The sequence below is a fragment of the Nonomuraea sp. NPDC049028 genome (assembly GCF_043197735.1).
GTDB lineage: Bacteria > Actinomycetota > Actinomycetes > Streptosporangiales > Streptosporangiaceae > Nonomuraea.
Window position 1 is genome coordinate 5,712 of the sequence record NZ_JBICTR010000035.1, and the last position, 13,653, is coordinate 19,364.

The 13,653-nt window shown below is 67.6% G+C and carries 10 protein-coding genes; 4 read left to right on the top strand and 6 right to left on the bottom strand.

Annotation, left to right across the window (positions count from 1 at the left end; all coding sequences use genetic code 11):
• Positions 1-1,755 (bottom strand): tetratricopeptide repeat protein (locus tag ACGFJ2_RS59105; protein WP_393484222.1); only part of this gene is annotated, 1,755 nt, incomplete at its 3' end.
• On the bottom strand, positions 1,742-2,362 hold the full coding sequence (locus ACGFJ2_RS59110) for a hypothetical protein (RefSeq protein WP_393484225.1): 621 nt from the start codon (positions 2,360-2,362) through the stop codon (positions 1,742-1,744). The genes ACGFJ2_RS59105 and ACGFJ2_RS59110, both read right to left, overlap by 14 nt.
• Positions 2,363-2,569: 207 nt before the next feature.
• On the opposite strand from ACGFJ2_RS59110, the gene ACGFJ2_RS59115 reads away from it, so the two are divergent.
• Positions 2,570-2,893, top strand: coding sequence for a tyrosine-type recombinase/integrase (locus ACGFJ2_RS59115; protein ID WP_393484228.1), 324 nt, complete (start codon positions 2,570-2,572; stop codon positions 2,891-2,893).
• Positions 2,894-2,939: 46 nt separating this feature from the next.
• Here ACGFJ2_RS59115 and ACGFJ2_RS59120 read toward each other — a convergent pair whose 3' ends face one another.
• The 4 genes from ACGFJ2_RS59120 to ACGFJ2_RS59135 form a co-directional block, all read right to left on the bottom strand.
• Positions 2,940-3,722: a transposase family protein gene (locus tag ACGFJ2_RS59120; protein ID WP_393484231.1), complete on the bottom strand. Its 783-nt coding sequence runs from the start codon at positions 3,720-3,722 to the stop codon at positions 2,940-2,942.
• A gap of 531 nt (positions 3,723-4,253) precedes the next feature.
• Entirely contained in the window at positions 4,254-4,754 is a 501-nt protein-coding gene (locus tag ACGFJ2_RS59125) for a DUF2750 domain-containing protein (RefSeq protein ID WP_393484234.1), read from the bottom strand.
• Entirely contained in the window at positions 4,705-10,983 is a 6,279-nt protein-coding gene (locus ACGFJ2_RS59130) for an RHS repeat-associated core domain-containing protein (protein WP_393484237.1), read from the bottom strand. The genes ACGFJ2_RS59125 and ACGFJ2_RS59130 overlap by 50 nt, the downstream gene beginning before the upstream one ends.
• A gap of 488 nt (positions 10,984-11,471) precedes the next feature.
• Positions 11,472-11,954: a hypothetical protein gene (locus ACGFJ2_RS59135; RefSeq protein ID WP_393484239.1), complete on the bottom strand. Its 483-nt coding sequence runs from the start codon at positions 11,952-11,954 to the stop codon at positions 11,472-11,474.
• On the opposite strand from ACGFJ2_RS59135, the gene ACGFJ2_RS59140 reads away from it, so the two are divergent.
• From ACGFJ2_RS59140 to ACGFJ2_RS59150, 3 genes are all read left to right on the top strand, one after another.
• Positions 11,953-12,255, top strand: a complete 303-nt coding sequence (locus ACGFJ2_RS59140) for a hypothetical protein (RefSeq protein ID WP_393484242.1) — start codon at positions 11,953-11,955, stop codon at positions 12,253-12,255. The two genes, ACGFJ2_RS59135 and ACGFJ2_RS59140, sit on opposite strands and share 2 nt — an antisense overlap.
• Before the next feature lie 93 nt (positions 12,256-12,348).
• Positions 12,349-12,762, top strand: a complete 414-nt coding sequence (locus ACGFJ2_RS59145; RefSeq protein WP_393484244.1) for a hypothetical protein — start codon at positions 12,349-12,351, stop codon at positions 12,760-12,762.
• A 701-nt stretch (positions 12,763-13,463) separates the two neighbouring features.
• Positions 13,464-13,653: hypothetical protein (locus ACGFJ2_RS59150; protein WP_393484247.1), on the top strand; the 190-nt coding region annotated here is incomplete at its 3' end.

Sequence of the window (13,653 nt, forward strand, 5' to 3'; positions counted from 1 at the left end):
TTCGTGCAGGGGGATGGCCCGGCCCAGGTCTCCCGCCTCTTGGTAGGCGTGGGCGAGGTTGTTGCGGCTGGTCAGGGTGTTGGGGTGGTCGGGGCCTAGCACCCGCTCACTGTCGGCGAGCGTTGCTTCGTGCAGGGGGATGGCCCGGCCCAGGTCTCCCGCCTCTTGGTAGGCGTGGGCGAGGTTGTTGCGGCTGGTCAGGGTGTTGGGGTGGTCGGGGCCCAGCAGTCGCTCTCGATCGGCGAGCGTTGCTTCGTGCAGGGGGATGGCCCGGCCCAGGTGCCCCGCCGTCTGGTAGGCGGAGGCGAGGTTGTTGCGGCTGGTCAGGGTGTCGGGGTGGTCGCCGCCCAGCACCCGCTCTCGATCGGCGAGGGTCTGCTGCAGCAGGGGGATAGCGCGAGCGAGGTCGGCCACGTCGCCCAGGTACCGGCCGCACCAGGCGCGCAGCTCCAGCAGGCTTGCAGGCGGGTCGTTGCCGGGACGGATCTGCCGGTAGATGATGTCGGTCTGTTCGATGAGTGGCTCGACCGCGGTGCGAGTCGGCCAAGTGCCGGAGCCGGCGGGCAGCGTGGCGTTGAAGGCGTGCAGCAGGCTGGTGGCTTGGCCCAGGAGTGTATCGAGGCCGCCGTGGTAGGCGGCGCGGTCGCGCAGCACACGCCGGATGAGGCGGTGCATCAAGACCGTTGTGCGGTCCTCGCTGAAGGTGATCAGGGAGGTATCGGCCAGGTCGGCCAGCAACTGTCGTACGCCTGGCTCGGTGCCCGCGCTGGTCCACCGGTGCAGGATCTGCCGTGGGACGCCAGCCGGGGACAGCACCGCGAGCATCCCCAGCAATTCCTGCGCTGGCGGCAGCCTGGCCTCCGCCTGGTTGATCGACAGCAAGATCGCTTCAGCGGTGCCGGCCGGGTAGGCGTCGCCGTGCTGGGCAGGCAGGTAGTCGCCGACCGGGAAGGCGCGCAGCTCTTCTACGTAGCCGTGGTAGTCCAGGGACTGCCGGGAGATCATCGCGGCGGCCTGGGCCAGGGCCAGCGGCAGATGCCCAAGCTCGGTGGCCAGTTCGGCGGCGCCTGCGGGGTCGGCCAGGCCGGTGCGCTCGTGCAGGAAAGCTGCAGCCTGGGCGGAGGTGAACATCTCCACCTGTACCGGCTCATAGGCGCGCAGAAAGGCGCGGTTGCGGGTGGTGATGAGCACGCGGGTGGCTCCAGTGGCCGGGCACCAGCGGCGCACCAACGCGACGTCGGTGGCGTTGTCAAAGACCAGCAGCGCCGGCCGGGTGGTGGCGGCCAGCCAGGCCCTGGCCCTGGCCGCGGCCGCCGCCGCGGCGTCGTCGTCGGCTTGTCGCTGGCCGAGCCGTTCGGCCAGCGCGGCCAGCCCGGTAGTGATCTGATCGACGGTTTCGGCGGCGATCCAGGCCACCACCGGCCACCCTGCGGCCTGACAGGCCCAGGCATAGGAAGCGGCCAACATGGTCTTGCCCACTCCGGGCGTGCCCCCGACCGCACAGATCACCGCCGCGCCGCCGCTGTCGCCCTCCTCACCGCTCTGGCCCGGGGCTGGGTCGCCGAGTCGGTTGGCCAGCTGATGCAGCAGCTGCTCGCGGGACTGGAAACCGGGCGGGCGTTGCGGGATGTCGCCCTCGACGATCTGGCCCGGCTCCGGCGCAGGCGGATAGGTGTGAACGTGTTGGACGCCAATGACTTCGCCGTTAAAGGTGTTGCGGCGGAAGTCGATGTGGTCGCCCTCAGCGCCGCCCATCGGCATCCCCGTCCGGCGCGGCAGGCTCGGGGGTGATCATGCGCTTGCCGACGACCTTGTCATGGAAGGTGCTGTGGTGGAACTCGATGTGATCGCCGCCGTACGTGCGCCGATGATCGCCGCCTTCGCGAATGGTCTGGTCGCCGCCGGTCTGACAGACCCGGCCTTGCTCAGAGGCATCTGCCCGCATCTGCACATTCCGTGCCCCATCGCCGGTTGAGACGATGCTGGAGTTGCCGCTGCCGCTGCCGCTGCCGATGGCGATCGACCGCTCGCCTTCGGCCGCTACCTGTGGCGCTTGCTGCCCTGCGTCCGGGGTGGCGGTGGCAGCTGGCGGGGTGTGGTCGGCGCGCGTTGGCGCGCGCAAGGCCATCATGGCGACCACCAGACCGGCCACGCCGAGCGCCATACCGGTGAACATGGCCACCACGCTGGCCCGTTGATCCAGGGTTTCCAGGACGTCCTTGGGCAGGCGCAGCGGGTCGGCGAAGAACCAGACCAGCCCAGCCGCGAGCGAGGCGGCCAAGACCACAACCGCAATGATCGCCACGCCGCGCCACAGCCACGACCCTCGCGCGGGTTCCGCCTCGGGCGTCGTCTTCGACATGCCTCCAGGGTGCTCTCGAACCGGCGCGAGCGGGACCGAAAGTAGCGAAGGCGTTACTTGTCATCACGACAGTGAAAAACGGTAGTTTGCGGGACGGCTGCCGGGCGGTGTACAAGCGCCGAGCTCGGCGAGGCTCCCGCTGACGTCTGGCGCGCCCCCACCGCCCGGCTGCTCCCCCGCCTGCTCGACGGCCGCCGCACCGGGCCGGTGTTCCTCACCGACCGGCGCGCCCGCGTCCCGCTCCCGCCCGGCGACGTCGACGAGGACTCCGGCCGGGCCCGGCTGTCCTACCGGCGCGCCGCCGAGCTGTTCGAGCAAGCCACCGCCGAGCTGCCCGGCGGGCCGTACACGCTGCACCAGCTGCGTCACAGCGCGCTGACCCATGCCGCTGAAGACGGCGCCAACACCTCCACCTTGCTCGCCTACTCCGGCCACACGTCCGTCGCCTCGCTGGCCCGCTACGCCCGCGTCTCTCCCGAGGCCCTGGCCCGCTGGCAGCAAGGTCGTGACCCGGCCGCCCGCCGCCGCTGACCGGCAGTAAGAGCGCTGAGCCTCCGAGTGCATTAGTGAGCCCTTTTCATCCTGAGTCGCGACCCTCTTCGACGAGTTGCAAGATGAGGATCGCCTGCACGAGCACGGTCGCGCGATGCGGGCAGCAGCGCAGCTTGGTCAGCACCTTCCAGGACTTCAAGGTCGCGACGGCACGCTCGCCAATGGCTCGGATGCGGGCGTGGGCGCGATTGACCTCCCGTTGTGCACGCGACAACCAGGGCCGGTGGCGATGCCGTTTGAACGGTGTCCGGATCGTGCCACCAGCTCCTTGGTAGCCCTTGTCCGCGAAGGTCTTGACACCGAGCCTGGTCAGGGCGTTGATCAGGCCGACCGTCCGGGCCGCGGTCACGTCGTGGACGGCGCCCGGCAGCGCAGGCGAGGCCCACACCAGCCGACCCGCGGGATCGGCCAGCAGTTGCACGTTCATCCCGTGCTGCTTGTGTTTCCCGCTGTAGTACGGCCGCTCGTCGGCGAGGCGATCAATGGGGATGAGGGTGCCATTCAGGATGGTGTAGGCCAGCCGGGACGCGCGGGTCACGGCGGTGTGCACGTCGTGGGCCAGAGCGGCCAGGAGGTCAACGACTTCGCGGACGTAGCGCCAGGCCGTGGTGGTGCCGATGGCGAAGCCGGCGGCCAGGCGCGCGTAGGTGTCGCCATTGCGCAGGTGGGCCAGGACCAGCAGCGCTTGCTGCGCCGGGTCCAACTTCCGCCATCGGCAGCGGCGTTCAGCACGCTGCGTGCGGATCAGCTCGGCCAGGCGGGTCAGGGTGCGGTTGGACAGCGGAATCGAGGCGCGATAAGACAGCAACGAGGCTCCCGGTTGGGGCATCGGATCTTGGTCGACTGCTGTCTTATCGGGAGCCTCCTCTCATCCGCCACCGCTATCCGCAGACCCATCGTGACCAGGACCGTCAGGATGGAAAGAGCTCAGTTAGTTACAGGCGGGATGATCAGTTCTGGGATGAACCAGATCCTCACGGAGCGGCCGCTTCCATATGCGGACCGTTATTCGATCGCGATAACTCCCTGCCGCAAATCCGGCTATCTTCCGTGACTGCACCACATAAAGATCGCCAGGCCCATAGACCACCGGAAAGCAAACTCCGGTGGGGCCTCTGCACTATTTTCAAGGGGCCGCCTCAGAAGTTCCCAGCCGCACCGAATTATGCGGAATCCACCGGATCAGAATCCGGCACTGAGGGTCGGACCCCAAGGCATGACTCAAGGCTCAGCATCAGCAAGATCTGGAAGTAGTACCCGCCCGTCGGGCGATCATCGAAATACCCGATCAGAAGCTCCGTCTCTGCACCCGCTTTGAGATCGTTGCGACAGTCCGAATCTACCGGTCGTATGGTGGCTCGCCGAGCGCGTGAATGAGGCGATTGACTACTTCGCTGACAGTGAAGTCCCATCCGGTTAGGCGCTGTCCGCTCCAGTTAATCCCTACACGGAAGTCATCCTTGGCTAGGTCCGGCAAAGCCGCGCTTCGCCAATGATCCAGCGGCATTGAAACAGCTCGAAATTGAGGACCCCATAGCTGAGCGGCGCGCTGTGCACGGGTCTTCGACGACCAATAGGGGAAAGCTGGTTGCCCGGAACTTGAGACCGGGGTGGGACTGCCGTCGTCGTCTCGAACCCACCAAACGGTATGAGTCCGAGCGATCTCACGGAAGAAGGCCGCTGCCTGAGCCCCGCTTGTGCTCACCTGAATCCTCCTGGATCGTCCCGACTTCAGCATCACGCTTGAGCGCGGCACCAGAGGGTCCCAGTGCCGCGCCCCGTTCGCAGCGTTAGTAACCGGGCGGGAGCCTACGGTGTCCGCCCGGATCCATGAGGACATGATCCTCTGGCCATCGTGGTGTTATCAACATACCACCATCCCGCTCGGGAATAGGTTCATGGCTGAGCTCCATTGATTCCCACGATCCGTTCGGACGCTGTCGCCGTGGGGCCATTCCGCGCTTCATACGACTGATGTTCGCGGCACCATATTGGTCTGCGGCGTCGGGCTCCGCCGCTTCGTTCTTCCAAAACCTCTTACGCATGGTGGACATGGATGGCGCGACGCCATTCTTATTGGGCTTGGAATAATCTTCGCCCGCTTTCCAACGTCCACCGCCCCTGCCTCCGGTTTCGACCTCGGCGGCGATGCCGAAGAGCATGCTCGCTTCTTCGCCTATTTGCGCGCCTATACTACCGTGACGGTAGAGCAGCGCAAGATCGGCGCCGTTGCAGTCGGAAAACAGGCAGTTCCAGAAACCCGCACCCTTGGCCTTAGCGAGCTTGGCTCGCCAGTTGGCGTTGTCTCTATCGCGTTTATCGAGCTGCTTGTTCTTGCGAATTGTGCGGGCTCGTGCCGCCCGTCGCTGGTTTTCAAGTTCGCGGTTGCGTTCGTTCTGCGCGTCTCGTTGCGCGACCGTTTTTCTCTGGGTCTTGGTCCACTTCTGGCCGCTGGGTTTGTGAGTCTTGGCGAAGTTCTGGTTGGCGTTAGGCGTTTTCTTGTTGCGGGAGTATCCGTAGCTCTTGTCGGTGCTGCCGCCGCCGGTGTCGACGCGGCGGCCGTCGGGGTCGGATTGGTCGATGGGGTTGTTGGCGGCGTAGCTGTAGGGGTTGGCCCATTCGGGGGTGCGGAGGTCGAGTTCGGGGTCGGTGGAGATGAATTTGGCGATGGCGGGGTCGTAGTAGCGGGCGCCGAGGTAGTTCAGGCCGGTGGAGGTGTCTTCGATCTTGCCGAGGAAGCCGCGGTCAGTGAAGGGCAGGTCGTCGCCGCCGCGGCGCTGGCCGTAGGGCAGGTAGCGTTCGCGGTTGATGGTGCCGGTGGTGTTATTGATGGCGAGTTGGGTGCTGCCGTGCTGGCCGGCGAGCAGCCAGGTGACGCCGGTGGCGTCGCGCATGGCGATCGGGGAGCCGTCGCTGGCGCTGTAGTAGCGCTTGCCCGCGACTAGGCCGCCTGCCAGGCGTAGTTCCATCGGGCCGAGGTAGAGGGTGGTGCTGCCGTCGGGGTCGCGGCGGATCAGCCGTTCGCCGTCGGCGTCGTAGACCATCGAGGTTTGCTTGCCGTCGATGGTGGCCTGGGTGAGCTGGCCGAGTTGGTCGAAGTCGAAGGTGCCCTGCTTGCCGCCGACGGTGCGCGCCGATAACTGACCGGCCGCGTCGTAGGCGTAGGTGTCGGTGCCTGCGGGGCGGGTGATGGCGGTGACGGCGTTGGGCCGGACGGCGGTGGAGCCAGGGGCAGGGTAGGTGTAGGTGGCGGTCTGGCCGTTGTCGGTCAGGCTGGTGATGTTGCCGACCTTGTCGTAGGCGTAGGCCTGGCTGTAGGGGTCGATGCCCTTGGCGTCGCCGGTGCCGGTACACGAACTCGCGGTAGTCGTGAAAGCGGTCTTCAACCGGAGCAGACCGTCGTAGGTGAAGCACTCGGCCTGGCCGTCGGTACTGCCAGGAATGGCCGAGGCGGCGTCCAGGACGCGAGTGATGGTGCCCGCGACGTCGTAGCTGTAGCGGTCGTCCTGGATGGTGTCGGGGGTGCTGGTGTCGGCCTTGGTCTGGGTGGAGACGCGGGAGAGCCAGTCGGTGGTGGTGTCGCGTTCGAGGGTGCGCTTGACCTGACCGGCGGCGCCCAGCGAGCGGGTGGCGAGTTTGCCGGTGGGGGTGAAAGTGGTGTCCTTGACGTAGGTGAACCCACCGGCCAGGTCGGAGGCCAGACCCTGAGCGAAGCCGAGGTCGGTATAGGCGAAGGTGAGCTTCTCCGCGCCCAAGCCACCGGCCTCAGGCAGCCCCTGCTCACGTAGATTCCCGGCGGCGTCGTAGGTAGAGGTGAAGGCGTAGTCGCGTCCGAGGTTGCCTTCACTGGCCGGGATGGTGAGCTTGGTGGCGGTAGGCCGGTAGTCACTGTCATACGACGTGACGCTCTGCGTGTAGGGCTGTCCACCGGAGTAGCGGGTGGCGGCGCCGGGCTGGCCCTTGGCGACGGTGTCGTAGCTCCACTCGGCGAGCTTGGTGCCGGTGGACACCTCCCCCGCCCATTGGACGGTGCGCCGGCCGAGGTCGTCGTAGCTGTTGGAGACCTTCTGGTTCTTGCCGTTGATGCTGAAGGTCAGCCGGCCGGCCAGGTCGTAGCCGTAGCTGGAGGAGCCCGCGTCCGGGTCGGTGGCAGCGGTGCGACGGCCCAGCCAGTCGAAGGTGAAGGTGCGGACGTTGCCGTTGGCGTCCGTCATCGAGGTGAGGTTGTCGTGCAGGTCGTAGCCGTAGCTGCTGTCCTGGTGGGTGCTGGCATCGGCCCATTCCTCGACCTTCACCGCGCGGTCGAAGACGTCGGTGACGGTCGCGGTCTTGCCGCCGACCGGAGGTGTCACCTCGGTACGGTCCAGGCCGGGGTAGGCGGTGCTGGTGCGGCGCAGCTCGGCGTCCAGGTGGTAGGCGATCGAGGCGACCGGGCGTTCCTGATCGTCATAGACGGTCTTGGTCCACTGCGGCAGGCTGGTCAGCGCGGGGTTGAGCAGCCCGCTGCCCGGCTGGCCGGTGTTGTGCACCGGCTCGGAGACCGTGGCGGTCAGGCCGCGCGCATCGTATGTGGTGGCGGTGACGATACGGCCACCGGACGGCGAGGCGGTCTGCGCCTCGCGAGCCCGGCCCAAACCGTCCTCGTAGCTGATGGCACTGGTGTACTTCGTGCCGGTCAGCAGTTGCTTGACGGTCGTCTTGATCGGCGCGGTCGGCTGACCCAGCCAACCGTCCCATGCGATGTCGTAGGCCACCGTCGCGCTCGGGGTGCCGCCGCTGCGCGGCTGGCCCGGCTTCCACAATGCTGTGGTACGGCCAAGCGCGTCATAGTCGATCTCGGTGGTCTTGCCGTTGGCGTCGGTGACCGAGACCGCGTCGCCCAGGCGGTGCGAGAGCCGGGCGGTGACGGTGTGGCCGAGCGGGTTGGTGGTGGTGATGCCGGTGCTGGGCCAGCCGACGGGAGGGTTGTAGGCGGTGGAGGTGGTCTTGTTGAGCGGGTCGACGCTGGTCAGCTGCCGGCCGTACTCGTCGAAGGTGGCCTTGGTGGTGGAGATGGTGGAGGCGCCTGCGTAGGAGCGGACCTCGGTGAGGTTGCCGTCGCTGGGCTTGTTGGTGGCCGGGTCGGTGCCCAGGTCGTACAGGTTGATCGTCTTACCGATCAGCGCGCCCGCCGTGCAGTCGTCACCTGAACGCTCCTCCACGACGGAGGGGAAGTTGACCAGCCACTGGCCGGTATCGGCGTTGCGGGCATAGCTGGTGGTGGTGCAGGAGTTGTCGGTGGTGACGCCGTCTTGGCCGTAGTCGTTGGCCTTGATCGGCAGGCCGTCGGCGTTGTAGGCGGTCTTGGAGTCGGTGTAGCGCCAGGTTCCGCCGGTGATCTTCTCCCGCGCTCGTTTGCGGGTCTGTAACACCAGCGCGGGATCCATGGTGCCGGGCCCGTTGCCGGTGGTCTGGATCGTGTACTCCCACCGTGTCGAGTCGACCTCGGTGTAGGCGCGGGGACTGAGCGTGGTCATCTTCCACGACTGCTCCTGCAGCACGTTGCCCTGCAGGATCGGCTTGTCCACCACGGTGCCGCCGTCGAAGTCGGTGACGGTCTGGCCGGTACCGCGCAGGAAGTTGCGGGTGGTGACGGTGTAGGCCGATGGGTCGGTGCCGGAGCCGTCGATGGTGCGGACCTGGCTGTAGCCGCGCCAGTCCGAGCTCGGTGGCGCCTGGTCCGGCTCGGCGAACTGGATCGGCTTGGCCCAGAGCGGGCTGCCGATGAACTCGTAGGTATGCACCATGTCGGGCGAAGCGCCGACCATGTCGCGTTCGACGACCTTGACTGCGAGCTGCTTGAAGAAGCGCGACCAGCTCTCATAACCGGAGTCAGGATCGCTGCCCATGTCGACGTCGTAGCAATCGCCGGTCTTGTCGGTGAAGTAGTTGGAGCCGTCGCGGCCCTTGCCGCCGCCGCACGGGTCGGCTTGGCCGTAGGTGACCTCGGTGCGGCCGCCCATCCCGTTGGCGATGGAGGCGATGCGCGGCACCATCCGCCATGACAGCAGGTCGGTCCAGTCCGACATGGAGTCGTAGTCCATCTTGCCGGCCAGCATCACCGCGTCGAAGTCCAGCGAGGGCAGCGTGATCGACGGGCTGGCGGCCTGGCCGGTCTGCTGTACCTTGTCCAGCCACAGCACTGGGTCATCGGCCGGCCCGAAGTCGGTGCGCTGGTAGATCCACGTCTGCGTCAGATCCAGCCGGTCCACCGGGTCCCAGCCGCCCGAGGTGGGGTTCAGCGACTCGGTCTGCACGGTGGTCAGCTTGCGGGTGGAGTAGAACGCGAGCGCGCTGTTGGCGCAGCCAGCGGCCTGCGCACACTGCAGGTCGGTCGGCACGTCGACGCCGCCCCGGTCGGCGGTGGTGAAGGTGGTCCGCGCGGTCGGCACGCTCCCCGACACCTGAGTGTTGTGGCCCCACTGCACCCTGGCCAGTGACCCGCCCCGGTCGTAGGGCAGCACCCGATACAGCTCGTGCGCGCACGAGGGCAGGCAGAAGTAGTTGCTCTCCCGGTTGTAGGAGTAGTCGATCACGTTCTCGTTGCGGTCGATCTCCTGATCGAGGTTCCACCGCCACACACCGGTGCAGGTCGGCGGAATGTCGTTGTTCAGGTAGCGGTCGTAGCACGGCTCGCCCGAGTCGTTGCCGATGTACGGCACCTGCCACTGGGCGTCCTTGGTGTAGCCGAACCGCCAGACCTGCCCCTCCTGGTTGGTGATCTTCCAGTACGGCTGGGCGTCGGCTCCCCCGGCGACCTGCTCGATCTTCCAGCCGAAGTCCGGAACCGTCTTCCACCCGCCCGCTGTACGGTCCTTGACGATCTGCGCCGACCGGCCCCCCGCCGACAGCACCAACTCCGACTGCGAATTGTCGTTCGTGGAGGCATCCTCGTCGGTCTGATCCGGCGACTCCCAGCACAACGCCTCCCCGCCGATCCCCTTCTCCTCGGCGGTCCAGATGAGCTCCGCGGTGTTGTCGTCGTAGAAGTTGTCGACATAACAGCGCCGGTAACGGCGCTCGATGAACCCGGAGCTCAGGTCCCAGCCCGCCCCCACCACGCCGGACTGGTTGTTGGACCACTGGCCCTGCCCGTCCACCGACGACGCGTCGTACTGCAGCGACAGATCCGGCCCGTTCCCCGCCACCGATGGCGGCTCCGGCAACGGCACGTCATAGTCGAACCCGCCACCCGACGTACCCGCCTGCCACGTCCCCGACGGCTTCAGATCGGTCGCGCCCCAGTTACCGTTCGGCCCGGTCATGCCGACCGACAGCAGATACACCGACCCCGCCTGGAGTTGCGCCGCCAGCCGATCGCGCGCCACCTGAGCCGCCCACGCCTTACGGTCCTTGCCCGGAGTTGTCGGCTTGACCGCCGCCGCACTCGCGCCGGCCGGCGTGGCCTCGACCTCCGCGGTCAGCGTCCCGGCCTTCGCATTGTTCGTGGACGGCACCACCACGGGGCGAACCATGCACGTCTTCGGTCGCGGCTCCTCCACAGCACAGGCCGGCACCCGCACCAGCCGCAACCGGCTGACGAAGTCCCCGCCGAAGGCGTCCCGGAACCCCGCGTAAGAGAACTCCGTCCGCACCTTGCCCGGCGCCGCCGCATCATCGGCCCGCACCACGCGAGCGGCGATCCCCACCCCGCCCAACGCCTGAGCAGCCTCCGGCGACAAGGTCTCCACCTTGACCTTGTCCAGCCCGCCGCCCTTGATCTGGCTGACCTTGACTGGCAACGTCCCGGCCTCGGCCACCTTGCCGAGCGGCGGCACCTCGACCTCGGCCGTTCCCGCCTTCGGCCATACCGGCTTACGCCGCTCCACCTTCGGCACGGACTCCTCCGCGCCCTTGGCCGCCTTCTTCGCCGCCACGGGCCGGCCATCCACCGACTGCTCCGGATCCGGCGCCGCTGCCGCCGCCTGCTCCACCAGCCGATCCGGCACCCCGACACTCGAGATCAACACCAGCGCCGAAAGCCCCACAATCAGCGCCACGAACCATACCGGCAGACGTCGACTCCGCATCCCGCATCCCTTCAGGGCACGCTGACGCAGACCTCGGGCAATGAGGCCGTCACGCACCTAAAACAGACATAAAGACGATCACTGGGAATGTGATCGACAAACCAAGATCGGTCAACGACGGGAGCGTCACTTACCCGACGCTCACAGTCAGGACTCGTCAAGCACACGTGCTATGTGCACTGGTCAACCGGCATGTCACGGAAGGTGCTTTTCCTTAAGAAAAACGCGCATGTGATGTACGTCACGATCATGTCGAAGATCACATTAGAGGCCAACCGAAAGAGCCGCGCGTTTGGCCGACCAGCCTGCACAGCCGAGCCCCTCGCCGGGCTCGCCGCATCCCCCGGGCGTGCGCCCGGGGGCGATCCGGCCATGCCCGCGCGCGTGCTCGGCGCGCCAGACGACGCCCACCAGCCGAGCGAATCGAGATCTCAAGCATGCCTCCACACCACCCGCCCACCATCAACCTCACCGATATCTGACAACCGTCATTGCTCAAACGAAACATAAGTGTCATCCTTATCTTCCAAGGTCAGAGGAAAAAGATCCGGCCAGGTCTCGTCCATGCACGACCGGTTGAAGAGCAGTGCGGTCACGTGGTCGCCGCGGCTGTCGAAGGCCCGGCGGCAGGACGCGGCGGGCGCATAGGAGCCGAGCACCCACTTGTTCGCGCAGGCGATGCCGTTGCCGAGGCAGTCGGTGTCGCCGTCGTAGTCCGAGCGCAGTAGCCAGGATTCGACCGGTTTTGCGTCGGGCTGCCCGCCGCGCACCCTCCTCGGGATCAGCAGCAGCCGCTCGGGATGACCTGGGTCGTTGCCGGAACCGATGCAGATCCCGGCGATCGCGCCGTACGCGCACGGCGTCGAGCGTCCCCCGCCGGAAATCGTCAGGCCTGGTGCGCCGAAGGCCAGCTCGCCCTGCCCGCGCCCGTTGAACGCCTGCAGGTAGGAGTGGTGCGCGGGGTTGAGCATGAGATCGGCGAGCGCGTCGGGCGGCGAGCTCTGTGGGTGTGAGGTCGGGCTCGGAGATCGGGGCGTCGGCCCGCTGGGCGGCCCTTTCCGCGCTGTTCGCCAGGGCGCTCAGCGCGACTATGGCGAGCGCCACGAACGCGCCGGCGCCCGCGAAGCCCAGGGTGGTGAATACGCTCCGCATCACGAGGCGCCGCCTGAGGACCAGGCGGGGCGCAGTCTGGGCAACGTCCATGGGCACCGCGACGGGCAACTCGGCCGCCAGCCGTACCAGGGCGGGCGATGGAGCGAGCGGAGCCGGTGAGAGCGGGGCCGTCCAGGGGCTCGGGGGCGCCACGAGGTCGTCGGCCTGCCAGGGTGCCGCCCATGGGCTGTCCCTGGGCGCTTCGATGGCCTCATGAGGCCGGGGCTCCGTGGCGGCTTCCTCGCCGAGGTCGAGGAGGTGCGGGTGGGTGGCTCGGACGCGTTCCGTCTCCTCCTGGAGCGCGCCGGGCATCCAGGTGCCGACCAACTGGGCGGCGCGGTGCGGGTCCAGGCCGTCATGGAACTGGGCGACCACGGCCACCCGCCCGAGCGGGGACATCCCGGCCAGCGGGAAGCCCGCGGGCGGCTCCGCGGGGCCGACGAGGTATGCCCGGTAGAGCGTGCTGAGCACTGCCTCGACCGGTCTGTTCCACCGGTGCACGGACCAGCGGCGGCCCGTCGTCACCAGGGCATGGATGGCCAGGTCCCTGGCGCGTTCCGGGTCTCCTGTCAGGAGGTAGGCCGATCGGGCGAACCACTCCGCATGGTCGGCGGCGAACTGCGATAAGCCATCGTGCTTGGTCAATTGTTCGACTCCTCGTGGAGTTGATCACAGTATGGGGGAGTTGGTCGCCAGGTAAACCCGCGGCGCCATGCCGATACCGCGTACGTCGCATGCATTACGGTGCGAGCAGGGAATCCCTCGGATATGCGGCCCTCACGCAGTGGCTCGTCCGCGCTCGTCGCGCTGCGTCTCCTGGACGGGGCGTGCAGCGCGGCTCCGCCGTCCGGCACGTCGGTCACCGTCTCCGTCGAGCAGCAGCGCCAGGCCCTGACGGTGCTGCTCGATTCCGTCACGCTCATGCCGGGCGAGGACCTCGAACATCTGGTCGCACGGGCGGTAGGAGTCACAACGTGGTCGGTGGGCAGCAGCCGGCGCCGACGGCCCCCGCGTTCGCGGCAGGTCCGTGGCAGGACAACGATGACGCGCCGCATGTTGCCGCAGCCGCCCAGTTCGCGCGCGCCTGGTAGCGCCCGAGGTCGGCCCGCGGCCCATGCCTGCCTAGAAAGGTCACACCGGGCTTCATCGGCCCATGTGGTGTGTCGTAGCAGCATCGGCCGCGTTTCCACACGGGATGGCCAGGCTGCCGTTCAGCTGATCCGCGCATCCCGTCCCGAGCCTGAGACGCCGCCCCCGGCACCCCATTGTTGGCACAGCACCGGCCGATTCGCGGTGCCGCACCGCGTTTGCCCCGCTACCGTGCCTGCATGGAGATCAGCGATTGGATCAGCCTCGGCGGGGTGCTTGGCGCGTTGATCATGTCCGGCTGGGCGCTGGTCTACACCCGATCATCCGCCAAGAGTGAGAGTGCGTTACGCGAGCTGATGCCCCTTTCATCGTTGCGGTTGGATGAGTTCTGCGGGTCGGCGATTCACCGTTCGGCCTACGGGCGCGGCT

Excerpts from the sequence above, each read along its gene's own strand:
- ACGFJ2_RS59125 (WP_393484234.1), bottom strand. The coding sequence starts at position 4,754 with ATGTCCTCATGGATCCGGGCGGACACCGTAGGCTCCCGCCCGGTTACT.
- ACGFJ2_RS59140 (WP_393484242.1), top strand. The coding sequence starts at position 11,953 with ATGAGATCGGCGAGCGCGTCGGGCGGCGAGCTCTGTGGGTGTGAGGTC.
- ACGFJ2_RS59145 (WP_393484244.1), top strand. The coding sequence starts at position 12,349 with ATGAGGCCGGGGCTCCGTGGCGGCTTCCTCGCCGAGGTCGAGGAGGTG.
- ACGFJ2_RS59130 (WP_393484237.1), bottom strand. The coding sequence starts at position 10,983 with ATGCGGAGTCGACGTCTGCCGGTATGGTTCGTGGCGCTGATTGTGGGG.
- ACGFJ2_RS59135 (WP_393484239.1), bottom strand. The coding sequence starts at position 11,954 with ATGCTCAACCCCGCGCACCACTCCTACCTGCAGGCGTTCAACGGGCGC.
- ACGFJ2_RS59110 (WP_393484225.1), bottom strand. The coding sequence starts at position 2,362 with ATGTCGAAGACGACGCCCGAGGCGGAACCCGCGCGAGGGTCGTGGCTG.